The sequence below is a fragment of the Streptosporangium subroseum genome (assembly GCF_900188345.1).
GTDB classification, from domain to species: Bacteria; Actinomycetota; Actinomycetes; order Streptosporangiales; family Streptosporangiaceae; genus Streptosporangium; species Streptosporangium subroseum.
The window spans coordinates 1-23,772 of the sequence record NZ_FZOD01000072.1 but is presented as its reverse complement, the minus strand read 5'-3'; the positions used below and the strand labels follow the sequence as shown (position 1 = coordinate 23,772).

Here is a 23,772-nt window from a genome sequence, read left to right as displayed (position 1 = left end):
CTCACCGGGTGCGGCGGCTGAGGCCCTGCGTGCGGCGGGCAGCCGGCGCAGACCGGGGCCCGGGGATGCGGGTCGGGTCTCCGCCGGAGACAGCGGCTGAGGCGTTAATTTTTCATAGTCACCCAACAAGCCTTGCGACAGGCTGAACCGTCATCGGGGTTTTAGCCGTACTAAATGATGATGAACCTGGGAGGGTGACCATGACAGATACAACACGTCGTGCGGTAATGCTGGGCGCTGGAGGCGTCGGGATGGCCGCTGTGCTGACCGCATGCACGGGCTACGGCGATACGTCCGCGAGCAGTGGGAATGACGGTGCCGCGGCACCTGCGACCTCGGACGCCCCCAAAGCCGACTCGGGCGCGGGAGACGCCGCGGCGGAGGGTTTCGCCAAGACCGGTGACATTCCCGAGGGCGGCGGCAAGATCTTCAAGAGCGAGAAGGTCGTGGTGACCCAGCCGAAGGCCGGGGAGTTCAAGTGCTTCACCTCCGTCTGCACTCACCAGGGATGCGACGTCGAGGCCGTCGAGGGCGGAACGATCAACTGCCCGTGTCACGGCAGCAAGTTCAACATCGCCGACGGCTCCGTGGCGAACGGCCCGGCCAGCAAGCCGCTCGCCGAGAAGCCGATCAAGGTCGACGGCGAGTCGATCAGCCTCGCCTGAGGACGGCCGTGCTACCGCCGCCGGGCTGTGATCCCGGCGGCGGTGCCGTGCGGATCTCGCGAACCGTGGTGCCGTTGGATCTCGTGAAACGAGGAAGGGATCCTGTCGGTGAAGGCCGATAGGCTTGCAGGGTGGCGAGATCTATGGGCGGCCCGGTGGGTTTCCGGCCGAAGTCGGGGTCGATCCCCGAATCGCCCGGCGTCTACCGGTTCAAGGATGCCGGTGGCCGGGTCATCTATGTGGGCAAGGCCAAAAGCCTGCGCCAGCGGCTCAACTCCTACTTCGCGGACTTCGCCGGACTGCATCCCCGCACCCAGACCATGCTCACGACCGCCGCCGCCGTCGACTGGACGGTCGTCGGCACCGAGGTCGAGGCCCTTCAGCTCGAATACTCCTGGATCAAGGAGTACGACCCGCGGTTCAACGTCAAATACCGCGACGACAAGTCCTACCCCTACCTCGCGGTCACCATGGGGGAGGAGTTTCCCCGGGTCCAGGTGTTACGTGGAGCCAAGCGCAAGGGCACCCGTTACTTCGGCCCCTACTCCCACGCCTGGGCGATCAGGGAGACGGTCGACCTGCTGCTGCGGGTGTTCCCGATCAGGAGCTGCTCGTCGGGGGTGTTCAAGCGGGCCGCGCAGATCGGCCGGCCGTGCCTGCTGGGTTACATCGACAAGTGTTCCGCGCCCTGCGTCAGCCGCGTGACCGCCGAGGAGCACAGGGCGCTGGCCGAGGACTTCAGCGACTTCATGGCGGGCAACACGGGCCGCTTCATCAAGCGGCTGGAGCGCGAGATGCGCGAGGCCGCCGTCGAGCAGGAGTACGAGAAGGCCGCCAGACTGCGCGACGACCTCCAGGCCCTGCAACGGGCGATGGAGAAGCAGGCCGTGGTGCTGGGCGACAACACCGACTGTGACGTGGTCGCGCTGGCGGAGGATCCGCTGGAGGCGGCCGTCCAGGTGTTCTACGTCCGCGGCGGGCGGATCAGGGGCCAGCGCGGATGGGTCGTCGACAAGGTCGAGGAGGCCGGGCCAGGCGAGCTGGTCGAGCATTTCCTGCTGCAGATGTACGGCGACGCGAGCGCCGAGACGCTGCCCAAGGAGGTGCTGGTGCCCGTCCCGCTGCCCGAGGTCGAGGCGGTCACGGAGCTGCTCAGTGAGCACCGCAAGGCACGGGTGGAGATCCGTGTTCCGCAGCGCGGCGACAAGAAGGCGCTGATGGAGACCGTCGAGCGCAATGCCAAGGAATCCCTCAAGCAGCACAAGCTCAAGCGCGCCAGCGACCTGACCGCGCGGAGCAAGGCGTTGCAGGAGGTCGCCGACGCGCTCGAGTTGGACCAGGTGCCACTCCGCATCGAGTGCTACGACGTCTCCCACATCCAGGGCACCAACGTGGTGGCCTCCATGGTGGTGTTCGAGGACGGCCTGGCCCGTAAGAGCGAATACCGCAGGTTCGCCGTGCGGTCCACCGAGGGTGACGTCGCCTCGATCTACGAGGTGATCTCGCGCCGGTTCAAGCGCTATCTGGAGGAGCGCTCCGCTACCGGGGAGCTCGATGCCGAGGCCGGACCCGGGCTTGACGCCGGATTCGGACCCGAGCTCGACGCGGAGGCCGGACCCGTGCTTGAGAGCGGGCCTGACGCTAAGGTCGGATCCGGGCCGAACGCCGAGGTCGGGCCCAAGGCTGACGTCGAGGCCGGAGCCGAGTTCGAGGTCCAGCCGGGCATCGACCCGGAGACCGGCCGACCACGTAAGTTCGCGTATCCACCCAACCTGGTTGTCGTGGACGGTGGGCCCGCGCAGGCGGCGGCGGCTCGGAGGGCGCTGGACGAGCTGGGCGTGGACGACGTGGCGGTCTGCGGTCTGGCCAAGCGGCTGGAGGAGGTCTGGCTTCCCGGTGAGGATCTGCCGGTGATCCTCGCCCGGTCCAGCGAGGCCCTTTACCTCCTTCAGCGGGTGCGTGACGAGGCTCATCGCTTCGCCATCACCTACCATCGTTCCAAGCGGTCGAAGAGCGTGAAGGAAAGCGCTCTGGACGAGGTTCCCGGCCTTGGTCCGGCCCGCAGGCAGGCGCTGATCAAGCATTTCGGGTCGGTAAAACGGCTGCGGGAGGCGACTGCGGCGCAGATCTGCGAGGTTCCCGGGATCGGCCCATCGACGGCCGAGACGATCGTGTCGGCCTTGAAAGGGCAGAGCACATGAGCGAAAGAGAGCCCGCGTTCGTCCTCGTCACCGGAATGTCGGGGGCAGGACGGAGCACCGCCGCGAAGGCCCTGGAAGACCTGGGCTGGTTTGTCATCGACAACCTGCCACCGGGCCTGCTGTTCGCCATGGCCGAGGAGGCCGGGCGGGTCAAGCTGGCCGCCGACAAGGTGGCCGCCGTGGTCGACGTACGCAGCCTGGCCTTCACCACCGACCTCAACGCCGCGATCGAGGAGCTGGAAGGGCGCGGCGTCGCCGTGCGAGTGGTCTTCCTCGAGGCCAGCGACGAGGAGCTGGTCCGCCGGTTCGAGAACGTCCGCCGCCCGCACCCGCTCCAGGGAGACGGCCGCCTCGTCGACGGGATCGCCCGCGAGCGCGGCATCCTGCGCGAGGTCCGGGCGAACGCCGATCTGGTCATCGACACCTCCAACCTCAACGTCCACGAGCTCCGCGGCAAGATCGTCGCCTTCTTCGGCGGCGAGGACCGGCCCGGCCTGCGCGTCAACGTGGTCTCCTTCGGCTACAAGTACGGCCTGCCCGTCGACGCGGACCTGGTCGTCGACTGCCGGTTCCTGCCCAATCCCCACTGGGTTCCCGAACTTCGCCCCATGAACGGCCTCGACGCCCCCGTACGGGAGTACGTTCTCAACCAAGCGGGTGCAAAGGAGCTCCTCGACGCCTACGACGAGGTGTTCGGCATCATCGCCTCCGGCTACACCCGCGAGGGCAAGAGCTACGCCACGCTCGCCGTCGGCTGCACCGGCGGCAAGCACCGCAGCGTCGCCATGGCCGAGCAGATCGGCGGCCGGCTGCGGGACCGGGGTGGCATGGAGGTGCAGGTGAGCCATCGGGATGTGGGCCGGGAGTGAATGAAGGTCTCAAGATCGTCGCGCTGGGTGGCGGACATGGGTTGTACGCCTCGCTGACCGCGCTTCGGAGGGTCACCTCCCGACTGACGGCGGTGGTCACCGTCGCCGACGACGGGGGATCGAGCGGGCGGCTCCGCCGAGAGCTCGGCGTGCTGCCTCCGGGAGACCTGAGGATGGCCCTGGCCGCGCTCTGCGGTGACGACGAGTGGGGACGGACCTGGAGCGAGGTCGTCCAGCACCGCTTCCGCAGCGAGGGTGACCTGCACGGGCACGCGATCGGCAACCTGCTGATCGTGGCACTGTGGGAACGGCTGGGTGACACGGTCGCGGGGCTCGACTGGGTCGGGCGACTGCTCGGCGCCCACGGAAGAGTGCTGCCGATGGCCTCCGTACCGCTCGACATCGCCGCCGAGGTGGAGCTGGACGGCCAGGTGAGCACGGTGCGCGGGCAGGTGGCCTGCGCACTCACCCCCGGCCGGGTCCGGGCCATCTCGCTGCTCCCTGAAGATCCGCCCGCCTGTCCCGAGGCGGTCCAGGCGGTCCTGGACGCCGACTGGGTGATCTTCGGTCCGGGATCCTGGTTCACCAGCGTGCTGCCCCACCTCAAGGTGCCCGAGTTGGCCGAGGCGCTGCACAGCACCCGCGCGCGCCGCCTGGTGGCGCTGAACCTGGTGCCCCAGGCAGGGGAGACGGACGGTTTCTCCCCCCAGAAACACCTGGAGGTGCTGCGGCAGCACGCCCCCGGCCTGGAGATCGACGTGGTGCTCGCCGACACCGGGGTGGCCGACGACCAGGAAGAACTCGAGAAGGCCGCGGCCGAGCTCGGCGGGCGGCTCGTCATGGCCTCCGTTGCGGACGAGGACGGTTCGCCGCGACATGATGCACAACGTCTTGCCTCCGTCCTGGACGAGATTTTCCGTGAGAAGCGTTGATCCTGGTCAGCGGTGCTCAGGAGTGCGAGAAACTTCTGTGAGCCTGATTTTTATCTCGGGCCGCATGGGGGTCTGTATGGGGGAGGACGAACGCACATGGCGATGACAGGTGTGGTGAAGGACGAGCTGAGCCGGCTGCCGGTCCTGAAGCCTTGCTGCCGTAAGGCCGAGGTGTCGACGCTCCTTCGGTTCGCGAGCGGGTTGCACCTCGTGAGCGGGCGGATTGTGATCGAGGCGGAGCTGGACACCAATGTCACGGCCCGGCGGCTCATCAAGGACATCAACGAGGTGTTCGGGCACAAGGCCGAAGTGCTCGTCCTGGCCCCTGCGGGACTGCGCAAGGGGTCGCGTTACCTGGTGCGCGTCTATCGCGACGGGGAGGCGCTGGCACGGCAGACCGGGTTGATCGACAACCACGGACGTCCGGTCCGCGGGCTGCCCCGCCAGGTCGTCGCGGGAGCAACCTGCGATGCCGAGGCCGCGTGGCGTGGGGCTTTTCTCGCGCACGGCTCCCTCACCGAGCCGGGGCGTTCGATGTCGCTGGAGGTCACCTGCCCGGGACCGGAGGCGGCGCTCGCGCTGGTCGGGTCCGCTCGGAGATTGAAGATCCACGCCAAGGCCCGCGAGGTCCGCGGTGTCGACCGGGTGGTGGTCCGTGACGGCGACGCCATCGGCGCGTTGCTGACCCGGCTGGGCGCCCACGACAGCGTGCTGGCCTGGGAGGAGCGGCGGATGCGCCGTGAGGTACGGGCGACGGCCAATCGCCTGGCCAACTTTGACGACGCCAACCTGCGCCGTTCGGCTCGTGCCGCGGTCGCCGCGGGTGCCAGGGTCCAGCGCGCCCTGGAGATTCTCGGCGAGGAGGCTCCCGAGCATCTGGTGATCGCCGGTCGTCTCCGGGTGGAGCACAAGCAGGCCTCCCTGGAGGAGCTCGGCCAGCTGGCCGACCCGCCGCTGACCAAGGACGCCATCGCCGGCCGTATACGCCGCCTGCTCGCCATGGCCGACAAGCGCGCCCAGGACATCGGCATCCCCAACACCGAGGCCAACCTCACGGTGGACATGCTGGCGCCGTAGGCGGGGATCCGTAAAAGAGTCGGTGAACGACGGAGAGCCGGTGCCCCTTCCCGAGGCGCCGGCTCTCCGCTCGTAGGGTGCACACCTGATTTTCCGATGGTTACCCGGAGGACTACGCCTGCTTCCTCGGGGCGAAGTTGTCCACGTACTCGGTCTCGTCCCGCTGCGGGAGGGACGAGGCGGCGAGGGTCTCGCGGGCGGACTTGACACGGCTGTTCACGAAGCCGAAGCCCACGTAGGCGGCGATCACCCAGAACAGGATCCAGATGGGCTGCTCCTTGAGCTGCTGGGGGAAGGGCCCGAGCACCTCGCCGACGGCCGTGCCGTAGTCGACGCCGGACGCCTGGGCCCAGCGGATGGTGTCTCCGGCGATCTGTCCGAGCACGGCGCCGGCCAGAGAGAAGAAGGCGGCCAGCGGGGGCAGCACCCGGCTCGCGGGCCTGACCGCGATCATGGCGAGCCCGACGAGGACACCGACGCCGACGGTGGCGTATCCGAGCCCGTAGCCGCTGAAGCCGAGGAAGGCGCCGTAGGCGGCGGCGCCGACGACCATGGCGACGAGGCCCGAGAGGACGCCCGGTAAGAGCCTGTTCGTTGAGTGAGGATCGTTGTCCGTCATGGCTGGTCCTTGAGGTGATGAAGGCGTTTACAGTGACGAGTCGGGCACTTTACTTGAATGGTGCGATACCTGTCCGTGGGTTAAGGAAGAACCGACCCGACCCTCCCAGTGGTCTAAACCAATTTGGGTCCGATAAGGTTTGTGGTTGAGGTTTCAGCCTGCTCTCAAGACGCCGGTCCTGTGGACCGGCGCATCGACGTACGAGGAGATCTGCACGTGAGCATCCGCGTAGGCGTCAATGGATTTGGCCGTATCGGCCGTAACTTCTGGCGTGCGGTCGCTGCCAGCGGCAAGGACATCGAGATCGTTGCCGTCAACGACCTGACCGACAACGCCACGCTCGCCCACCTGCTCAAGTACGACAGCATTCTGGGTCGCCTGCCGTACGAGGTGAAGAGCACCGCCGACGAGATCATCGTGGACGGTAAGACGATCAAGGCCTTCGCCGAGCGCGACCCCGCCAAGCTGCCCTGGGGCGACCTGGGAGTGGACGTCGTGGTGGAGTCCACGGGCTTCTTCACCGACGCCAACAAGGCCCGGGCACACGCCGAGAACGGCGCCAAGAAGGTCATCATCTCGGCTCCGGCCAAGAATGAGGACGTCACCATCGTGATGGGCGTCAACCACGACAAGTACGACCCGGCCAATCACACGATCATCTCCAACGCGTCCTGCACCACCAACTGCCTGGCGCCGATGGCCAAGGTCATCCACGACACCTTCGGTATCGAGAAGGGTCTGATGACCACGATCCACGCCTACACGCAGGACCAGAACCTGCAGGACGCCCCGCACGCCGACCTGCGCCGCGCCCGCGCCGCCGCGATCAACATCGTGCCGACCTCGACCGGTGCGGCCAAGGCCATCGGCCTGGTGCTGCCCGAGCTCAAGGGCAAGCTCGACGGCTTCGCGCTGCGCGTGCCGATCCCCACCGGCTCGGCCACCGACCTGACCGTCGAGGTCGGCCGCAACACCACGGTCGAGGAGGTCAACGCCGCGCTCAAGGCCGCGTCCGAGGGCTACCTCAAGGGCTACCTCAGCTACACCGAGGACCCGATCGTCTCCAGCGACATCGTCACCGACCCGTCGTCCTGCATCTTCGACTCCGGTCTCACCAAGGTGATCGACAACCAGGTCAAGGTCATCGGCTGGTACGACAACGAGTGGGGCTACTCCAACCGCCTCGCGGACCTCATCGAGCTGGTCGGCGCCGACCTCTGATGAAGGACATCTCCGAGTTCGACGTGGACGGTCGGCGCGTTCTCGTGCGCGCCGACCTCAACGTTCCCCTCGAAGGGGACGTCATCACCGACGACGGCCGGATCCGCGCCTCGGTGCCGGCGATCGAAGAACTTGTCGGCAAGGGCGCGCGGGTGATCGTCGTGGCGCACCTGGGACGCCCCAAGGGGCAGCCGAACCCGAAATACTCCCTCGCTCCCGTCGCCAAGCGGCTGGGTGAGCTTCTGGGCGCCGACGTCGCCTTCGCGACCGATGTCATCGGGGATTCGGCGCAGGCCGTCGTGGAGGCCCTGCAGGGCGGCCAGGTGGCACTGCTGGAGAACCTTCGCTTCGAGCCGGGCGAGGAGTCCAAGGACGACGCCGAGCGTGCGGAGTTCGCGGCGAAACTGGCCGCCTTCGGTGACGTCTACGTCGGCGACGGCTTCGGTGCGGTGCACCGCAAGCACGCCAGCGTCTACGACGTGCCGAAGCTCCTGCCGCACGCGGCGGGCCCGCTGGTCCTGGCCGAGGTCACGGTGCTGAAGAAGCTGACCGAGGATCCCCCCAGGCCGTACGTCGTGGTGCTGGGCGGCGCCAAGGTCTCCGACAAGCTCGGCGTCATCGGCAACCTGCTCACCAAGGTCGACCGCCTCCTCATCGGCGGCGGCATGGCCTACACCTTCCTCAAGGCCCAGGGCTACGAGGTCGGCAAGTCGCTGCTCCAGGAAGACCAGCTCGACCAGGTGCGCGGCTTCCTCGCCGAGGCGGCCAAGCGCGGCGTGGAGCTCGTTCTCCCGGTCGACGTGCTGGCGGCCACGCACTTCGCCGAGGACGCCGAGTACGAGGTGGTCGACGCCACCGCGATCCCGGCCGACAGGGAGGGCCTCGACATCGGCCCGCGGACCCGCGAGCTGTTCGCGAGCAGGCTGGCCGACGCCAAGACCGTGTTCTGGAACGGCCCGATGGGCGTCTTCGAATTCGAGGCGTTCTCCGGCGGAACACGCGCGGTCGCCGAGGCGTTGATCCGGTCGGAGGCGTTCACGGTCGTCGGCGGGGGAGACTCCGCCGCCGCGGTGCGACGGCTCGGTCTGCCCGAGGACGGGTTCTCCCATATCTCCACCGGTGGCGGGGCCAGTCTGGAATACCTGGAGGGCAAGACCCTGCCCGGACTCGTCGCCTTGGAGGAATAGGTGCGCAAGCCGCTCATAGCCGGTAACTGGAAGATGAACCTCAACCATCTTGAGGCCATCGCCACCACCCAGAAACTGGCGTTCGGACTGAACGACAAGGACTTCGACAGGGTCGAGGTGGCGGTGCTTCCGCCGTTCACGGATCTGCGCAGCGTGCAGACCCTGGTGGACGGCGACAAGCTGCGAATCGAGTACGGCGGGCAGGACCTGTCGCCGTACGACGGCGGCGCCTACACCGGAGACATCTCCGGGACGATGCTCGCCAAGCTCGGCTGCACCTTCGTCCTGGCCGGGCACTCGGAGCGGCGGCAGTACCACCACGAAGACGACGATCTCGTCAACGCGAAGGTGCAGGCCGCCTACCGGAACTCGCTCACGCCGATCCTGTGCGTGGGGGAGGGACTGGCGATCCGTCAGGCCGGTGGTCAGGTGGCCCACGCCGTCTCCCAGCTCGACGGGGCGCTCCGCAAGGTCACGGCCGAGCAGGCCGCGTCCATCGTGCTCGCCTATGAGCCGGTCTGGGCGATCGGTACCGGCGAGGTGGCCACTCCGGCCGACGCGCAGGAGGTCTGCGGAGCATTGCGTGTCCGACTCGCCGAGCTGTATGACAGCGAGGTGGCCGCCGCTGTCCGTATCCTTTACGGTGGGTCGGTCAAGTCTGACAACATCGCAGGCATCATGGCTCAGACTGATGTCGACGGTGCTCTGGTCGGTGGCGCGAGCCTCGACCCGGGAGAGTTCGTCAAGATCTGTCGTTTTGGCGAAATGTCTGCCTGAGTCGGCCATTCGGGGGGTGTGACTTGACAACAGGTCATACCCTCGTAGAGCAAGTTTGAATCGTCACGCCGTAGGCGTCATAACAAGGGTCGCGCCCGGACGCGGGCCGCGCGAAATAGGGAACAGGTCAACCGTGACAATCGGAATTTCCATCGCCCTCATGTTGTCGAGCTTGCTGATGATGCTGCTCGTCCTGCTCCACAAGGGCAAGGGCGGCGGTCTGTCGGACCTCTTCGGTGGCGGTTTCTCGTCGTCGTTCGGAGGGTCCTCCGTCGTGGAGCGCAACCTCGACCGACTCACGATCATCACCGGTGTGGTCTGGTTTGTCTGCATCATCGCGCTGGGCCTGCTCCTGAGGCCCTGACCCGGCTTCGACAGGCGTGACAGTGGTTCAGCCCCCCGCATCCATCCTGAGCGGCGGGGCCATCGAGCAAGGAGTTCATCCGTGGGTAGTGGCAACGCGATCCGTGGCAGCCGTGTCGGCGCCGGCCCTATGGGGGAGGCGGAGCGCGGCGAGGCGGCTCCCCGTGTAAGGGTCCCCTTCTGGTGCGCGAACATGCACGAGACGCGCCCCAGTTTCGCCAGTGACGCGGCCGTCCCGGAATTCTGGGACTGCCCCCGGTGTGGTCTCCCTGCCGGTCAGGACGAGGCCAATCCGCCCGCGCCGCCGCGCAACGAGCCGTACAAGACGCATCTCGCCTATGTGAAGGAGCGTCGTAGCGACAAGGACGGCGCGCAGATTCTGGCTGAGGCACTGGAGCGCCTGCGCTCCTCCTCGCGCCCGATCTACTAGGTACGGCCACGTCACAGGGGCCCTCGTGGAACTCGTCCACGGGGGCCTTCCGTATGTCCGTGTCCGGTCCTTCTTGATCGATCCTGGGCGACGGCGGCGTGTTCCGCGGAGGCAGGCCGGCCTCAGGCGTCGGCGATGCCGCGGCGATAGGCGTAGGTGACCGCCTGGGCGCGGTCGCGGACGCCGATCTTGGCGAAGAGATTGTTGATGTGGGTCTTGACCGTGGCCTCGCTGATGAACAGGCCGGCGGAGATCTCGGCGTTGGAGTCGCCCCGGGCGATGAGGCGCAGGACCTCGGTCTCCCGCCGGGTCAGACCGTCGGGCAGATCGCCCTCCGGCCGCCCCGGATCCCTGCCCCGACCGGATGAGGCCGGCGGGGTCATGGTCTCGAGGAGACGGCGCTGGACCGTGGGATCGAGCTGGGCGTCGCCTCTCATCACGGTGGCGATGGCCCGGGAGATCTCCTCCGCGCCGGCGCTCTTGGTGAGGAAACCCCTGGCCCCGGCCTGCAGAGCGGCGAACACCGACTCATCGTCGGAGTAGGTGGTCAGGACGACGACCTGGGTCTCCGGATACGCGGCGCGGATCCGCCTGGTGGCCTCGACGCCGTCCATCCTGGGCATCCGCAGGTCCATCAGGACCACGTCCGGCCGCTCAGCCTCGATCAGCCGCAGAGCGGCTTCGCCGTCGCCCGCCGAGCCGACCACCTCGATGCCCGGCAGCAGTCCGAGCAGCAGCGTGAGCCCCTCGCGCACGACCGTCTGGTCGTCGACCACGAGCACCCGGGCGGTCATACGGACCACCCCGGCGCGGTCCGGCCGCCGGCCATGACGGCGGCTTCCCCACGTGCCGGGTCAACCGTCACGGGCAGTCTCAGCCGGACCCGGAACCCTCCGTCCGCGTCTCCGGCCTCCAGGACTCCGCCGAGCAACTCGGCCCGCTCCGCCATTCCCACGAGTCCGTATCCTCCGCCGGGGGTCCCGGGGCCGTCACCGGCAGGGTTGGTCACCTCCAGCTCGCACGCTCCTTCTTCGAAGCTCAGCCGTACGAAGGCGGCCGCTCCCGGGGCGTGGCGGCCGACGTTGGTGAGGGCCTCCTGCGCGGTCCGGATCATCGTCAGCTCGGCCTTGGGGGTGAGGCGGCGCTCGGGGCCCGTCACGGTGAGCGCGCACGCCTGGCCGTTCGTGGAGCGGAACTCCTCGGTCAGCGTCCTGAGCGCCACGGGCAGCGGCGGGCTGTCCTCGCGCAGCGCGGACACGGCCCTGCGGGCCTCCTCCAGGCCGGTCTTGGCCAGGTCCCTGGCGCGTTCGACCCGGTCCAGAGCCTCCTCGGACCGGTCGGCCTGCAGCAGCAGGCGCGCGCCCTCCAGGTGGACGATCTGCGCGGACAGGGAGTGGGCCAGGATGTCGTGGATCTCCCTGGCGATCCGCGCCCGCTCGGCGAGTACGGCCTCCCTCTCCTCGGCGTTCCTGACCGCTCGGCGCTGCCGGATCGAGTAGAAGGCCAGGAAGACCATGCAGACGCTGAAGCCGAGGCTGAGCTCCTGGTCCCAGCGGCGGTCGGCCACGCCGACCAGCAGCAGACCGGCCAGGGAGAGCAATCCCACCGGGAGCGCACGGACCAGCGAATATCTGAGGGCCGCCACGCCGACGGAGACGAGCATGGCGACGATGGCGGGACCGCCGTCAGGGGAGACGGCGAGGAGCCCGGCCGAGGCCAGCACGGCGGCGCCGAGCCTGATCGGAATCCCCAGGAACGTGACCGGGGGGCGCGTCCCCGACGTTCTGAGCAGGGGCGCGACGGCCAGAGATCCGACGATGGTCACGCTCAGCCCCGCGACGAGGAGTCGATGCCTGATCGGGGTCGAGCCGGCCTCCTGCGCGACCTGGGCTGCCACGAATACCGCGATTATCGCGAGGCGTACGGCGACCTGGATGATCGCGGCCTTTCTGCGAATCGCGGTCATGTCAGAAAGATACCGAGAAGGCGGGATGCCCCCCGTTCCGGGCCGCTCGCCGTACGGCGAGGCCGGGGCGGGAGGGGCGGCGGACGGCGGCCGTGAGGGGGCGCGGCCGTACGGGGACGGAGGTCTGAGTCGCGATCACGCGCCGACCGGGGTGACGGGGGAGGGGGCGAGCGGCAGGGCGTGGGCGCGCCGGGCGACAAAGAGGGACTGGGTGCCGATGGTCAGACCGACGAAGACCAGGAGGGCGGTGGGGGTGAAGGCGAGGTCGAGGCCGAGGAGGGGGCCGGCGGCGAGCAGGGCGAAGCGGGTGGCGAGTGAGGCCAGCCAGCCCACCAGGGTCCAGCCGGTGGCCCGGGACCACGGCACTCCCGCCTCGTCCCGCCAGACCCGTACGGTCGCGGCGCGAACGATGCCGAAGGCCACGGCCAGCGCGGCCTCCACGACCAGCAGCGTCACGCTGAGGGCCAGGTTGTGCGGGTCGACGAGGCCCCCGGAGAGCAGGCCGATCGCGATCATGGCTACGGCGGTGTAGCGGAGGCCGTATCCGGTGGCGATCCGGGTCCTCATCTGGCGGTAGAGAACGAAGACGATCAGGACGATGGCGAGGGCTGCGGTCTGTATCGGGTCCATGCGTCAGACGGTAGAAAAACACGGGTCGGAGCGGATCGGCGCGGTGGTGGAGATTCGTTTCTCCACCCCCGGATGGAGTTCGCGGGTGCGGGACGCGCTTTCAAGGCGTCCGGCTTCGTCCGGCGAGTGGTCAGGGGCGGCCGACTCCGTTCAGCAGGTTCCTGACGAGAGCTTCGGCGAACTCGTCGGTCAGCGGCTGGTCGGGGATGAGGAGCCGGTGGTAGCAGGCGCCCCAGAGTTGGTCGACGATCACTTCGAGGTCGAGGTCCTCGCGTAGCTCGCCGCGCCGCCTGGCCCGCTCCAGGATCTCGACGGCGAGTGCTCTGCGCGGGGCCGAGTAACGCTCGCGGAAGGCGGCCATGAGCTCGGGGTCGGTCTGACCCTGTCCGATGAGCTCGGGCATGACGCGCCCGGCCTGGGTATGACTCATCAGGTGGACGAAGGCCCGCAGCTGCGCGGTGAGGTCGGCGGCGAGGTCGCCGGTGTCGGGGAAGGCCAGGGTGGGGCCGACGACGTTGAAGTAGCCGTCGAGCGCCAACGCCCCCTTGGACGGCCACCACTTGTGGAGCGTCACCCTGCTCGCACCCGCGAGAGCCGCGACCTTCTCGATGGTGAAGCCGGCCATTCCCTCCGCGAGTAGAAGCTCCCCGGCCGCTTGCAGGACCTCCCGGCGCACCTCGTCGGCCGGGCGGCGTCCACGCCCGCGGCGGACCGGCTCCGTGGGCTGGGTCACCGTCTACCTCCAGAATTTATATGGACACTGTGTTCATATTCGTGTATATGTACATAGGGTACACATATTTGCGAAGGAGCACCTCATCATGAGCACCACCACAGCTCGCGTCGCCATCGTCACCGGAGGTTCGCGCGGGATCGGACGCCAGGTCGTGAGGCGGCTCGCCGACGACGGATACGCCATCGTGGTCAACTACGCGAGCAACGACGCCGAGGGCCGAGCGGCCGCCGAGGAGGTCATCGCCAAGGGCGGGCAGGCGCTCGCCATCCGGGCCGACGTCAGCGACGAGGCGGCGATCGCCGCGCTCTTCGACGCCACCGAGGAGGCCTTCGGCGGCGTCGACGTCGTCGTCAACGCGGCCGGGGTCATGATCCCGGGCACCCCGCTCGTCGATCTCGACCTGAGCGTGCTGGACCGCGTGATGCGGGTCAACATGCGCGGGGCCTTCGTCGTGGCCCAGCAGGCCGCCCGCCGCCTGCGCCGGGGAGGCGCCCTGATCACCTTCTCGACCTCGGTCACCAAACTGGCCCACCCCGGCTACACCGCCTACAACGCATCCAAAAGTGCCGTCGAGGGAATGACCCTCATCCTGGCCCGCGAGCTGCGCGGCAGGGACGTCACGGTCAACACCGTCGCACCCGGGCCCACCGCCACCGACCTCTTCCTGGGGGCCAACACCGAGGAGGCCATCGCCAGGCTGGCGGCCCAGCCGCCGCTGGAGCGACTGGGGCAGCCCGAGGACATCGCCGAGGTCGTGGCCTTCCTCGCGGGTCCGGCCCGATGGGTCAACGGACAGGTGTTGTACTCCAACGGCGGAATCATCTGAGGGGCCGGGCATGAACAAGATCATTCTCATTACCGGTGCGTCCAGCGGGTTCGGCGCGCTCACTGCGCGCGCCCTGTCCGACGCCGGGCACACCGTCTACGCGAGCATGCGCCAGACCGGGGGCAGTGGCGCGCCCCACGTCGCCGAGGCGGCCGCCTACGCCGCCGAGCACGGCGTCGACCTGCGCGCGATCGAGCTGGACGTCCTGTCCCAGGAGTCGGCGGACGCCGCGGTCGCCGCGATCATCGCGGAGCACGGACGCATCGACGTGATCGTGCACAACGCCGGGCACATGGTGCTCGGTCCCACGGAGGCCTTCACCCCCGAGGAGATCGCCCACGTCTACGACGTCAACGTGCTGGGCACCCAGCGGGTCAACAGGGCCGCACTGCCACACCTGCGGGCCAGGGGACACGGCCTGCTGGTATGGAACTCCAGCTCCAGCGCCAGGGGCGGCACCCCGCCCTACCTCGGGCCCTACTTCGCGGCCAAGGCCGCGATGGACTCGCTCGCGGTCGGTTACGCCGCGGAGCTGGCCCGTTTCGGCATCGAGACCTCCATCGTCGTGCCCGGCGCGTTCACCTCGGGGACCAACCACTTCGCACACGCCGGACACCCGGCGGACAAGGAGACGGCCGGCGCCTACGAGGAGCACTACGCGGGACTGCTCGACCAGGTGGGACAGCGCCTGGCCGCGCTCGCCCCGCCTGACGCCGACGTCTCGGAGGTGGCCGAGGAGATCGTGCGGATCGTGGACCTGCCCCATGGCAAGAGGCCGTTCCGCGTCCACATCGACCCGGCCGACGACGGTGCCGAGGTGGTCAACGCCGTCGGCGACCGGATCCGCGCCGAGTTCTACCGCAGGATCGGGATGGAAGATCTGCTCAGCCCCCGGTAGGAGACGGTAGCCGCCCAGCCGGGCGCCCGCCGGTCGGCTCCGGCCGTTGACGCCGCCCGGCCCATGGTGATCGGGCGGAGCCGGACGGACGTCGGCCTGGCCCGGACCTCCGCGTTACGTGTATCGGTTACCTGTATAAGGTATTTCTTACTCATGCCAGCAAAAAGCTCCGCGGATCCCGAGAGCCGTTCGTTCACGGCCTCGGCCCGTCGCGCCCAGATCGTGGCGGCTACGATCGAGACGATCGCCGAGCTCGGCTACCGGCAGGCGTCGTTCGCGCGGATCGCGGAGCGGGCAGGGCTGTCCAGCACACGGTTGATCTCGTACCACTTCGCCGGAAAGAACGATCTGATACGCGCGGTGCTCGCCGACGTGTATACCGTGATGGGCCAGTTCATGGCGGAGCGCATGCGGGATCAACCGGATGCGAGGAGCACCCTGCGCGCCTACATCCGGGCGCTGGTCGAGTTCATCTCGGCCCACGGGACGCAGATGCAGGTGTTGATGGCGATCTTCCTCGACTTCCGCGACCAGGACGACAGCCGCTCCTACGATTCGGACACCGAGCGCGACGTGCTCGGGCACGTGCAGGACATCCTGCGAGCCGGACAGCGCAGTGGCGAGTTCCGTGCTTTCGACACCTATGTGATGGCCACGACCATCCAGCGAGCCATCGACGCGCTGCCTTTCCTGCTGCAGACCCGCTCAGACCTCGATCTTGATGCCTACGGTGAAGAACTCGTGACCCTGTTCGACCTCGCCACCCGGAAGCAGACGTAAGCGGCGGTCACGGACCTGCCCGGGGAGCCTGCCGGATGACCTGCGGCGCCTGGCCGGTGTGAAAGTTTCAGGGTCCCCGGCTTGGGGCGTCGGCGGTATCGCGGGCCGACGTGCGTGGGCGGGCGTCTGTTCGGAGCGGGCGGAGTGGAGAGGGTTGACGCTGGTAAACGCTCTCCGTACGGTGCAGTCAGTCCACTACATGCATCGTAATTCCATGTTAAGAAACATGGTGGGCCGATGTTACCGAACGTCACGGGGCCGATGGTGCTCGCGGGTCCCGGTTCGACCGCCGCTCCCGCCGCTCCCGCCGCACTCGACAGCCGGTACGCCCCCGCCCGGCGGCAGCGGGAGAGCGCTCGACCTGGTGAACCGCGCTGCGCGAACCTCCGGCCACGGAGCCGGCCGGACGGCCTCCGCCGGTGGTTCCTTCTGACCCTGGCTGCCCTGGCCTGTCTTCCACCGGCCCGGTCCCGCCTGGCCACGAGCTGAGTCCGGCCCGCCCCCCTCCAGGCCGGGGAACGGTATACCAAATCAAGATCAGGATGTGATGACATGAAACGTCCGGCCCGGGGGCTGATCGTGACGTGCGTGTTCGCCGTCGCCACTCTGGGAGCCCTGCGACCCGCGGTCGCCATGGCGGGTCCTTCGGCAGACGCGGCCGTCGCTCAAGGCTCCGGGGGCGCGGCCGCCGTTCAGGGCTCCGGTGGTCCGGCGTCCGGGGCCGCCGGCGCCTCGCTCGCGGACTATCCGGGGCCGGGCCGTGTCACCGGGGACGTCCTGGTCCACGACCCCTCGATGGTGAAGACCCCCGCCGGCGGCTACATCCTGGTCCACACCGCGGACGGCCTCGGCATCAAGACGTCCACCGACCGGACGGCCTTCCGCAACGCCGGAGTCGTCTGGCCGAACGGGGCGCCCTGGACCACCGCCTACACCGGCGGAAGCCGCAACCTGTGGGCACCCGACATCTCCTACCGCAACGGCCGGTACTACCTGTACTACTCGGCCTCCAGCTTCGGGTCGTCCCATTCGGCGATCTTCCTGGCCACGAGCACGACCGGAGCCTCGGGATCCTGGACGAACCAGGGAATGATCATCGAGACCACCTCCGGCAGCGGTTACAACGCCATCGACCCCAACCTCGTCGTCGACGCCCAGAACGTGTGGTGGCTGTCCTTCGGCTCCTTCTGGTCCGGCATCAAGATGATCCGGCTTGACCCCGCGACGGGCAGAAGGTCGGCCTCCGACACCACCATCCGCGCTCTGGCGCAGCGGACCACCGCCTCGGGCGCGGTCGAGGCGCCCTTCATCTACCGCCATGGCGGCTACTACTACCTGTTCGTCTCCTTCGACCTGTGCTGCAGGGGTGCTCAGAGCACCTACCGCACCATGGTCGGCCGTTCGGCGTCGATCACGGGCCCCTTTGTCGACCGGAACGGAACCCGGATGACATCGGGCGGGGGGACGGAGATCCTCGCGGGCCATGGCGGCATCCACGGTCCCGGACACAACGCCGTACTGTCCGATTCCGATGGTGACGTCCTCGTCTATCACTACTACGCCGACAACGGCTCAGCCCGGCTCGGCATCAATCTGCTCGGCTGGGACTCCAGTGGCTGGCCGTATGTCTACTGAGAACTGACACGACGGTCGTCGGTCTCGTGGTCACCGAGGCGCGGGCCGGTTCTCCGGTTTCACGCCGGTGGGGAGGGCCCGGGGGCGGCGCGATCGTGCTTTTGATGAAACCCCTCGAAGGGGAACGGCCGCCGTCTTTGTCGTGCGAGACGGCGGCCATACGTCATTCGGGGGCTTCCTGCTCTCCGAGGCCGACGGGGAAGACGTCGAAGTGGACGATGACGCGGGCGGTGTCCGGCGTCTTCTCGTCTCGATCCCTGGCCCTCTCATGGTGCGCGTCCAGGACCTGGGAGACCTCCCGCGTCAGGTCGGCGAGTTCCTCCCGGGTGAGGCGCAGCGCCATGTGCTTGTGAGCTCCGGCCTCGAGCCACGGCCGGGGGGTGGCTCGTGACTCCTCCATCCAGCGGGTGAGCTCGGCGCCTCGCTGGCGGATCATATCCGCGAGCAGGGACTCGGCGGCCTCTGCCGTCTCAGGATCGCGACGGAACCGGTCGACGTCCAGGTCGAAAGCGCGGCTGCGCCACCAGCGCTCCTTGCCCTTGCCGCGCCCCGGAATGTCCTCGATGAGCCCGTGCCGGGCGAGCTGACGCAGGTGGTAGCTCGTCGAGCCCGTGTTCTCGCCGATCTGGGCGGCGAGCTGGGTCGCCGTCGCGGGACCGTGGTGATCGAGAAGCCCCACCAGGCGGAGACGTACGGGATGGGCGAGCCCCTTGAGCGCTGAGGCTTCGAGATTGTTGGTCTTGTCATTCATCTTGTGCAGCCGTATCTTTGCAAAGGAATATTTGCACACTTTCCTTTACACGATACCGGAGGCGTCGCAATGGGACGATCGTTTCGTTGGTTGTGGACGGCCTCGGGCCTGTCCAACATCGGGGACGGCGTCGCGGTCGTCGGCGTGGCACTCATCGCGGTGACCCTGACACGCTCGCCGCTGCTGATCTCGCTGGTCAGCGCGGCGGCGGCGCTGCCGTGGCTGCTGCTGACGCTGCACGCGGGCGCGCTCGCCGACCGGTACGACCGGCGGCGGATCATGGTCATGGCCAACTGGACGCGTGCGGGCGTGCTGACCGCGGTGACCCTGACCGCGTGGCTGGGGGTGTTGAACCTGCCGGTGCTGGTGGCCGGAGCATTTCTGATCGGCATCGCCGAGGTCTTCGCCGACACCTCAGCACAGTCCGTGCTGCCGATGGCGGTACCGCGTGACCGGCTCGCCAGCGCCAACGGCAAGCTCATCGCGGTGCAGACGGTCGGCAACAACTTCCTCGGGGCACCGCTGGCCGGGCTTCTCATCGGATTCGGCGCCGCCGCCACGCTGGGGGTGCCCGCCCTGCTCTACGCGGTGGCGGGACTCGCCCTGCTTGGCATGCGCGGACGCTTCCGCGTCGAGAACCCGTCCACGCGACCTCTGCGCGCCGACATCGTCGACGGCCTGCGTTACCTGTGGGGCCATCGGGTCCTGCGAGCGCTCTCCGTCTTCGCGGGTGTGCTCAACTTCGCGAACGCGGCCTACTTCGCGGTCTTCGTCCTGTGGGTCGTCGGCGAGGACTCACGGGTGGGGCTCTCGCCCAGCGGCTATGGCGTTCTCGCGGCGACGCTGGCCTTCGGGGCGGTGGCGGGCTCCCTGCTGGCCGAACGTCTGGCCCGGCGCGCCGGTCAGGTGCGGGTGCTGATCACCGCCGATCTGGCCAACAGCCTTCTGCTGCTCGTGCCCGTTCTTGTCCCCACCGTCGCCGCCATCGGTGTCACCGCGGTGCTCCTCGGCGCGACCAACGCCGCCTCCAACGTCCTCCTGGTCTCGCTGAGGCAGCGGCTCGTCCCGGAGGAACTGCTCGGCCGCGTCCACGCGACCAACAGGTTGATCGCCATGGGGGCCACACCCCTGGGGGCGGCGTCCGGAGGGCTCCTCGGCGCGGTTGCCGGGCTGCCCGCCGTGTTCTGCGCCGCCGCCGCCCTCTGCGTCGTCGCCGTCGTCGTCGTCTCCCGGCCTGTCACGACACGCTCGGTGTCCGCCGCGGAGGCCGCGGCCCAGCCCACGACGGACTCGACCTCGACGCCGATCCTGACCTCGGCCCCTGCCCCTGCTCCTGCTCCGATCCTGACCTCGGCTTCGGCCCTGACCCCGACCTCGGACACGGAGCGGGGCTGAACTCGGCTGACCGAACCGGATGTGGATACGGGAGCCGCTCTCGGGCCGGAGTTCCCAACGGTGGGATCCCGCCCCTCCCCTGAACCTATGACGGGTACGGCCGCCCTTTTCCACAGGGAGGCCGTACCCGTCGACGCTGTCCACAGGAGGCTTCTCCCATCGAAATCGCTCCTCCGAACGTGGCTATTTTTGCCATCCGGACGAGAGGAGCGGGGATGGGTAAGAAGCGCAGACGATCCTCACGGCGCAGACCGGCGAGGCGTCGCGTCCTCGGTGTGGCGTTGCTGATGGACGAGCTGGATCTCGAAACGATGCGCGAGTACGACTCGTTCGAGTTCAGCGACTACGACACTTATCTCGCCACGTGTGAGCGGGAAATGCGGATCATGCGCAGAGCCGGACGTGTCGTGGCCGAGACGTTCGATCCCGTTGAATATCGTGAGTTCTGCCGGGAGATGGAGCTGGAAGCCGATGATCCCGGCAGCCGGGCTCGATACGCCGCTCTGGTGTGCGAGGAGGGTGATCCGCTTCCCTATCGGGGCGAACCCATCGAGGAGTTCGTGGCCGCGCTCGCCGGCCGGGAAAGGCTCCGGGCGATGTCCTTCCGAATCGAAGCACTCCTGCTGGACGTCCCGGTTGGACGTGTCATGGAGGCAGAGGACTACGCGACCGACATTTTCCTGTGGTTACTGAGCCGGGGAGGAGCCGGCCTGCATGTATTCACCTGTCATGTGGGAGGCGAAGAAGGCGACCCCTTGGAGATTGTGGCCGAGGTCGAGATCCGTCGGAACGAGATGATGCTGCACGGGGAAGCGCCGTTGGTGCTCAGCCAGATGCTCACACTCGCGCGTGCCACCGGGACACCCGGCAGTCTGATCATGCGATCCATGACCCGACGGATCGACCCGGCCACCGGATGGCCCGTCAAAATCGTTCGCGGCTGGTTCATCGGGAACGGTGAGATTTCTCCGCTGAGCGGTAAGGAGATTCGCACGGCGTCCTGCACCGACCAACGGACCGGAGACGCGTTGCCCCCGGAGCCCGCTGTCGAGTATGTCGACGCTCCCCATTATCGACCGTGACGGCCGTGACCACCGACGGCTCTCACCGGCGTCACCATCAACTCGGCCACCGGCCACCGGCCACCGGCCACCGGCGGATCTGCGGGCCAGGGGAAGGGAGGGACGGTGGACTGCCGCCGTTGGTTGTGCTGCTTCTCCTATCCGTTCCTCCCTTATCCGTGCGTCTATCCCGCCAGTCTCAGTGTCCAGCGGCGGGAGGGGTGGGTATCGCAGTTGTATTGGAGCGCGGTGACGTTGTTGTCGGTGCTCACCCCTCCGGCGATGGTCAGGCACTTTCGGGTCTGTGCATTTCGTATTTGGTAGAGGCCGGTGCCGGTTACGTCGGTCAGCGTCCAGCGGCGGGAGCGGTGATTGTCGCAGTTGTACTGAAGGGCGGTGACGTTGTTGTCGGTGCTCACCCCTCCGGCGATGGTCAGGCACTTTCGGGTCTGTACGTTTCGTATTTGGTAGAGGCCGGTGCCGGTTACGTCGGTCAATGTCCAGCGGCGGGAGGGGTGGGTATCGCAGTTGTATTGGAGCGCGGTGACGTTGTTGTCGGTGCTCACCCCTCCGGCGATGGTCAGGCACTTGCCGGTCTGCACGTTTGCCAGCATGAATGCGCGGGGAAGCGCGGCACGCGGGCGGTGTGCGGTGTCCTCCGAGGGTGAGGCCTTGCCCGCGTCTGTCGCCGCGTAAGCCCCGGCCGGAGAGAGGACACCGGGCGTGCCCGCCGTGATGACGGCGGAAGCTACTGCAAGGCTGAGCACGTGACGAATGGAGCGGTTCATGCGGTTCTCCTTCTGTTCGTCCCCGGCTTTCTGTACTGCTCCGAGGCTTATGCCTGAATAAAATGACCGAATGAAATGAGTGTGGTTCTCTGCATATTAGCGATTCGTCCGGATTTGGTTTATTTCATGATGCCGAGAAGCTGATGGTGGCTAGTTTAATTCACCAAATGGAGCCACTCCTGGAAATCGACGATATTGGCTTTATCTGATCTCGAGGGGGAGGTCGCCATTCATGATCCGGTCGTTTTGTCCTGGATTTTTCGCGATCCTGATGTAATCCACGTGAGAAACGTGAGCCTTCGCGCGGGGCCGGGGCGTCGAGAGAAGGGCATGCCAAACCGCCCGCCGTGTTCACGCGCCGCGAGGGGAGAGGCGCCCAGCTGAGGCGGTCACGCCGCTCCTCGGTCAGGTGGCGGGCGCGGTGGCCTCATGGTCGACGGTCGACCTCATGCCGGGTTACCTCTGAGACGGAGATCGCGGGGGAGGCGGGTGTTCGTTTCGGCGGCTCCGAGGATCATTCCCGTGGGGCCGTTCAGAACGGATCATTCCTGTGGGAAGGCGTCAGGGCGGATCATTCCCGCGAGGGTCGTCCGGGGCGGATCATTCCCGCGGGGGTGGTCCGGGGCGGATCACTCCTGCGGGGAGTCGTCCAGGGCGAAGGTCAGGTAGCGGTCGGCGGAGCGGCGGACGGCTTCGGCGCCGTCGGTGTGCACGACCCTCTTCCACCAGCCGCCGTAGACGCGTTCGAAGGAGTACGGCTCCAGAAGGGACAGGGCGCGGCGGACCGTCCGAGGGCGTTCGGGGATGAGGTTCGGGTAGCTGTACATGAAGCTGACCCAGCGGCGGTCCTGCACCACCTGGAGGATGTCGCCGGAGAACAGGGCGCCCCGGCCCTCCTCGCCGTCGCGCCAGTGCATCACCTGGCCGCCGTCGAAGTGCACGCCCGCGTTGATCAGCGTCAGTCCCTCGAGGATCTCGTGAGTGTCGCCCTCCCAGAACACGACGGACTCGTCGGGGCGGGCCACCCACTCGCGGTCGGCCGCGTGAATGTGGATCGGGGCGTCGAAGGCGTGCGCCCACTCGACCATCGAGCCGTAGAAGTGCGGGTGGCTGATCGCGATGGCGTCGATCCCGCCGAGCTCCCTGACCTCCTTGATCACGTCATCGTCGAGGTGGGTGACCATGTCCCCAGCACGTTGCCCGCGGGCGTGCGGACCAGCAGCGCGCGCTGCCCGATGGCCGTGGCGGGGTCGGTGCCGACCCCGACCACACCGGCGCCCTCTTCGGCGATCTTCATTCTGTGCCCGGTCCGGCGCAGCTCGTCAAGGGAGGTCCACCGCTGGCCCTCCCACCCGACATATTGCCGCTCGTCATCGCAGATTGGGCAGTTCTCCCGTGGGGCGTCGTACTGGACGCCGCAGGTGACGCAGATGGGCAGATCGTTCACGGCGTTCTCCGTCGGTCATAGGGCGGTCGGCGTGGCTCGGCGCGGTGGGCGTCCCGAGGTGGGCCTCACGGGGGAGGGACCACCCGAGACGGTCCGGGTTTCGCGGGAGCGATGCTACTGGTCGGTGAGCAGCGCGTGGCCGGTGCGGAGCAGGCTTCGCAACTCGTCGCGGGAGGCGATCCCGAGCCGGGGAAAGGCCTTGTACAGATGGTTCCCCACGGTCCGCGGGCTGATGCCGAGCCGGGTGGCGATCTCACGATTACTGGCTCCGCCCGCGGCCAGCCGTATGACGCGCAGTTGCTGCGGGGGCAGCCCGGGCGGTTTCCGGCCGGTGACGTAACCGGCCGTTCCGACGACGACGAACGGGGCCCGCGTGTGAGACGCGGGCCCCGTTCGTTCATGCCTGGTAGACCTGCTCCCCATCGACGAAGGTCATGGCGACTTTCGCCTGCCAGATGTCGGCGGCGGGCTCGGTGAACGGGTCGCGGTCCAGGACGACCAGGTCGGCGCGGTTGCCG

General features: G+C 68.1%; 26 protein-coding genes and 1 pseudogene. 16 read left to right on the top strand and 11 right to left on the bottom strand.

Going from position 1 to position 23,772, the window contains the following annotated elements; genetic code table 11:
• The first annotated feature begins 251 nt into the window (after positions 1 to 251).
• The 5 genes and pseudogenes from CHC08_RS40560 to whiA all read left to right on the top strand — a co-directional run bounded on the left by CHC08_RS40560 (position 252) and on the right by whiA (position 5,744).
• Entirely contained in the window at positions 252 to 665 is a 414-nt protein-coding gene (locus tag CHC08_RS40560; RefSeq protein WP_245878873.1) for a Rieske (2Fe-2S) protein, read from the top strand.
• A gap of 143 nt (positions 666 to 808) precedes the next feature.
• Positions 809 to 2,848, top strand: a pseudogene (uvrC, locus tag CHC08_RS40555) (excinuclease ABC subunit UvrC); the annotation flags it as partial.
• 14 nt (positions 2,849 to 2,862) lie between these two features.
• On the top strand, positions 2,863 to 3,735 hold the full coding sequence (rapZ, locus tag CHC08_RS40550) for an RNase adapter RapZ (RefSeq protein ID WP_089212701.1): 873 nt from the start codon (positions 2,863 to 2,865) through the stop codon (positions 3,733 to 3,735).
• A gap of 14 nt (positions 3,736 to 3,749) precedes the next feature.
• Positions 3,750 to 4,667: a gluconeogenesis factor YvcK family protein gene (locus CHC08_RS40545; protein WP_089212729.1), complete on the top strand. Its 918-nt coding sequence runs from the start codon at positions 3,750 to 3,752 to the stop codon at positions 4,665 to 4,667.
• 96 nt (positions 4,668 to 4,763) lie between these two features.
• Positions 4,764 to 5,744 (top strand): DNA-binding protein WhiA, encoded by a 981-nt coding sequence (gene whiA / locus CHC08_RS40540; RefSeq protein ID WP_089212700.1) that lies wholly within the window; start codon positions 4,764 to 4,766, stop codon positions 5,742 to 5,744.
• Between the two features lie 112 nt (positions 5,745 to 5,856).
• On the opposite strand, the gene CHC08_RS40535 is transcribed toward whiA, so the two are convergent.
• Entirely contained in the window at positions 5,857 to 6,363 is a 507-nt protein-coding gene (locus CHC08_RS40535) for a hypothetical protein (RefSeq protein WP_089212699.1), read from the bottom strand.
• Between the two features lie 216 nt (positions 6,364 to 6,579).
• Here CHC08_RS40535 and gap point away from each other — a divergent pair, with 216 nt between their 5' ends.
• The 5 genes from gap (at position 6,580) to CHC08_RS40510 (ending at position 10,341) form a co-directional block, all read left to right on the top strand.
• Positions 6,580 to 7,584, top strand: a complete 1,005-nt coding sequence (gene gap, locus CHC08_RS40530; protein ID WP_089212728.1) for a type I glyceraldehyde-3-phosphate dehydrogenase — start codon at positions 6,580 to 6,582, stop codon at positions 7,582 to 7,584.
• Positions 7,584 to 8,771: a phosphoglycerate kinase gene (locus CHC08_RS40525; protein ID WP_089212698.1), complete on the top strand. Its 1,188-nt coding sequence runs from the start codon at positions 7,584 to 7,586 to the stop codon at positions 8,769 to 8,771. Before gap ends, CHC08_RS40525 begins: the two co-directional genes overlap by 1 nt.
• Positions 8,772 to 9,548, top strand: coding sequence for a triose-phosphate isomerase (tpiA, locus tag CHC08_RS40520; protein ID WP_275937241.1), 777 nt, complete (start codon positions 8,772 to 8,774; stop codon positions 9,546 to 9,548).
• 133 nt (positions 9,549 to 9,681) lie between these two features.
• Entirely contained in the window at positions 9,682 to 9,912 is a 231-nt protein-coding gene (gene secG / locus CHC08_RS40515; protein ID WP_089212697.1) for a preprotein translocase subunit SecG, read from the top strand.
• An 81-nt stretch (positions 9,913 to 9,993) separates the two neighbouring features.
• Complete coding sequence (locus CHC08_RS40510) at positions 9,994 to 10,341, top strand: RNA polymerase-binding protein RbpA (protein WP_012892502.1); 348 nt, start codon at positions 9,994 to 9,996, stop codon at positions 10,339 to 10,341.
• Positions 10,342 to 10,463: 122 nt separating this feature from the next.
• Here the strand turns inward: CHC08_RS40510 and CHC08_RS40505 are convergent, their stop codons facing one another.
• The 4 genes from CHC08_RS40505 to CHC08_RS40490 all read right to left on the bottom strand — a co-directional run bounded on the left by CHC08_RS40505 (position 10,464) and on the right by CHC08_RS40490 (position 13,670).
• Entirely contained in the window at positions 10,464 to 11,135 is a 672-nt protein-coding gene (locus tag CHC08_RS40505; RefSeq protein WP_089212696.1) for a response regulator transcription factor, read from the bottom strand.
• Positions 11,132 to 12,307: a sensor histidine kinase gene (locus CHC08_RS40500; RefSeq protein WP_089212695.1), complete on the bottom strand. Its 1,176-nt coding sequence runs from the start codon at positions 12,305 to 12,307 to the stop codon at positions 11,132 to 11,134. The genes CHC08_RS40505 and CHC08_RS40500 overlap by 4 nt, the downstream gene beginning before the upstream one ends.
• A gap of 135 nt (positions 12,308 to 12,442) precedes the next feature.
• Entirely contained in the window at positions 12,443 to 12,937 is a 495-nt protein-coding gene (locus tag CHC08_RS40495) for a hypothetical protein (protein ID WP_089212694.1), read from the bottom strand.
• Positions 12,938 to 13,067: 130 nt separating this feature from the next.
• Positions 13,068 to 13,670, bottom strand: coding sequence for a TetR-like C-terminal domain-containing protein (locus CHC08_RS40490; protein ID WP_089212693.1), 603 nt, complete (start codon positions 13,668 to 13,670; stop codon positions 13,068 to 13,070).
• An 88-nt stretch (positions 13,671 to 13,758) separates the two neighbouring features.
• Between CHC08_RS40490 and CHC08_RS40485 the strand changes: the two genes are divergently transcribed.
• The 4 genes from CHC08_RS40485 to CHC08_RS40470 all read left to right on the top strand — a co-directional run bounded on the left by CHC08_RS40485 (position 13,759) and on the right by CHC08_RS40470 (position 17,812).
• Entirely contained in the window at positions 13,759 to 14,499 is a 741-nt protein-coding gene (locus CHC08_RS40485) for an SDR family oxidoreductase (protein WP_089212692.1), read from the top strand.
• Between the two features lie 10 nt (positions 14,500 to 14,509).
• Positions 14,510 to 15,397: an SDR family oxidoreductase gene (locus CHC08_RS40480; protein WP_089212691.1), complete on the top strand. Its 888-nt coding sequence runs from the start codon at positions 14,510 to 14,512 to the stop codon at positions 15,395 to 15,397.
• A gap of 153 nt (positions 15,398 to 15,550) precedes the next feature.
• On the top strand, positions 15,551 to 16,177 hold the full coding sequence (locus tag CHC08_RS40475) for a TetR/AcrR family transcriptional regulator (protein WP_218825726.1): 627 nt from the start codon (positions 15,551 to 15,553) through the stop codon (positions 16,175 to 16,177).
• Between the two features lie 552 nt (positions 16,178 to 16,729).
• Positions 16,730 to 17,812 carry an arabinan endo-1,5-alpha-L-arabinosidase gene (locus CHC08_RS40470; RefSeq protein WP_245878872.1) on the top strand — a complete coding sequence of 361 codons (1,083 nt, stop codon included), beginning with the start codon at positions 16,730 to 16,732 and terminating at the stop codon, positions 17,810 to 17,812.
• 163 nt (positions 17,813 to 17,975) lie between these two features.
• Here the strand turns inward: CHC08_RS40470 and CHC08_RS40465 are convergent, their stop codons facing one another.
• Positions 17,976 to 18,563, bottom strand: coding sequence for a winged helix-turn-helix domain-containing protein (locus CHC08_RS40465; RefSeq protein ID WP_089212690.1), 588 nt, complete (start codon positions 18,561 to 18,563; stop codon positions 17,976 to 17,978).
• Between the two features lie 69 nt (positions 18,564 to 18,632).
• Here CHC08_RS40465 and CHC08_RS40460 point away from each other — a divergent pair, with 69 nt between their 5' ends.
• On the top strand, positions 18,633 to 19,958 hold the full coding sequence (locus tag CHC08_RS40460) for an MFS transporter (RefSeq protein ID WP_089212689.1): 1,326 nt from the start codon (positions 18,633 to 18,635) through the stop codon (positions 19,956 to 19,958).
• A 275-nt stretch (positions 19,959 to 20,233) separates the two neighbouring features.
• A complete protein-coding gene (locus CHC08_RS40455) occupies positions 20,234 to 21,040 on the top strand; it encodes a hypothetical protein (RefSeq protein ID WP_089212688.1) in 807 nt (268 codons plus the stop codon).
• Positions 21,041 to 21,204: 164 nt separating this feature from the next.
• On the opposite strand, the gene CHC08_RS40450 is transcribed toward CHC08_RS40455, so the two are convergent.
• The 5 genes from CHC08_RS40450 to CHC08_RS48895 all read right to left on the bottom strand — a co-directional run bounded on the left by CHC08_RS40450 (position 21,205) and on the right by CHC08_RS48895 (position 23,747).
• Positions 21,205 to 21,807, bottom strand: coding sequence for an RICIN domain-containing protein (locus CHC08_RS40450; RefSeq protein ID WP_218825725.1), 603 nt, complete (start codon positions 21,805 to 21,807; stop codon positions 21,205 to 21,207).
• Between the two features lie 629 nt (positions 21,808 to 22,436).
• A complete protein-coding gene (locus CHC08_RS40445; protein ID WP_218825724.1) occupies positions 22,437 to 22,991 on the bottom strand; it encodes an MBL fold metallo-hydrolase in 555 nt (184 codons plus the stop codon).
• Positions 22,964 to 23,254, bottom strand: a complete 291-nt coding sequence (locus CHC08_RS50980) for a hypothetical protein (protein ID WP_218825723.1) — start codon at positions 23,252 to 23,254, stop codon at positions 22,964 to 22,966. The genes CHC08_RS40445 and CHC08_RS50980 overlap by 28 nt, the downstream gene beginning before the upstream one ends.
• Positions 23,255 to 23,368: 114 nt before the next feature.
• Entirely contained in the window at positions 23,369 to 23,677 is a 309-nt protein-coding gene (locus tag CHC08_RS52820) for a helix-turn-helix domain-containing protein (RefSeq protein WP_089212687.1), read from the bottom strand.
• The gene (locus CHC08_RS48895) at positions 23,652 to 23,747 is read right to left on the bottom strand and encodes a hypothetical protein (protein WP_245878876.1); all 96 of its coding nucleotides are present in this window, start codon (positions 23,745 to 23,747) and stop codon (positions 23,652 to 23,654) included. The genes CHC08_RS52820 and CHC08_RS48895 overlap by 26 nt, the downstream gene beginning before the upstream one ends.
• Positions 23,748 to 23,772 lie beyond the last annotated feature (25 nt).

Coding starts and splice junctions, on each gene's coding strand:
- CHC08_RS40500 (WP_089212695.1), bottom strand. CDS start 12,307: ATGACCGCGATTCGCAGAAAGGCCGCGATCATCCAGGTCGCCGTACGC.
- rapZ (WP_089212701.1), top strand. CDS start 2,863: ATGAGCGAAAGAGAGCCCGCGTTCGTCCTCGTCACCGGAATGTCGGGG.
- whiA (WP_089212700.1), top strand. CDS start 4,764: ATGGCGATGACAGGTGTGGTGAAGGACGAGCTGAGCCGGCTGCCGGTC.
- CHC08_RS40475 (WP_218825726.1), top strand. CDS start 15,551: ATGCCAGCAAAAAGCTCCGCGGATCCCGAGAGCCGTTCGTTCACGGCC.
- CHC08_RS40495 (WP_089212694.1), bottom strand. CDS start 12,937: ATGGACCCGATACAGACCGCAGCCCTCGCCATCGTCCTGATCGTCTTC.
- CHC08_RS40450 (WP_218825725.1), bottom strand. CDS start 21,807: ATGAACCGCTCCATTCGTCACGTGCTCAGCCTTGCAGTAGCTTCCGCC.
- CHC08_RS40505 (WP_089212696.1), bottom strand. CDS start 11,135: ATGACCGCCCGGGTGCTCGTGGTCGACGACCAGACGGTCGTGCGCGAG.
- CHC08_RS40470 (WP_245878872.1), top strand. CDS start 16,730: ATGAAACGTCCGGCCCGGGGGCTGATCGTGACGTGCGTGTTCGCCGTC.
- CHC08_RS40560 (WP_245878873.1), top strand. CDS start 252: ATGGCCGCTGTGCTGACCGCATGCACGGGCTACGGCGATACGTCCGCG.
- CHC08_RS40445 (WP_218825724.1), bottom strand. CDS start 22,991: ATGGTCACCCACCTCGACGATGACGTGATCAAGGAGGTCAGGGAGCTC.
- CHC08_RS40465 (WP_089212690.1), bottom strand. CDS start 18,563: ATGAATGACAAGACCAACAATCTCGAAGCCTCAGCGCTCAAGGGGCTC.
- CHC08_RS40480 (WP_089212691.1), top strand. CDS start 14,510: ATGAACAAGATCATTCTCATTACCGGTGCGTCCAGCGGGTTCGGCGCG.
- CHC08_RS40525 (WP_089212698.1), top strand. CDS start 7,584: ATGAAGGACATCTCCGAGTTCGACGTGGACGGTCGGCGCGTTCTCGTG.
- CHC08_RS40485 (WP_089212692.1), top strand. CDS start 13,759: ATGAGCACCACCACAGCTCGCGTCGCCATCGTCACCGGAGGTTCGCGC.
- CHC08_RS40460 (WP_089212689.1), top strand. CDS start 18,633: ATGGGACGATCGTTTCGTTGGTTGTGGACGGCCTCGGGCCTGTCCAAC.
- CHC08_RS52820 (WP_089212687.1), bottom strand. CDS start 23,677: ATGGGGAGCAGGTCTACCAGGCATGAACGAACGGGGCCCGCGTCTCAC.
- CHC08_RS40535 (WP_089212699.1), bottom strand. CDS start 6,363: ATGACGGACAACGATCCTCACTCAACGAACAGGCTCTTACCGGGCGTC.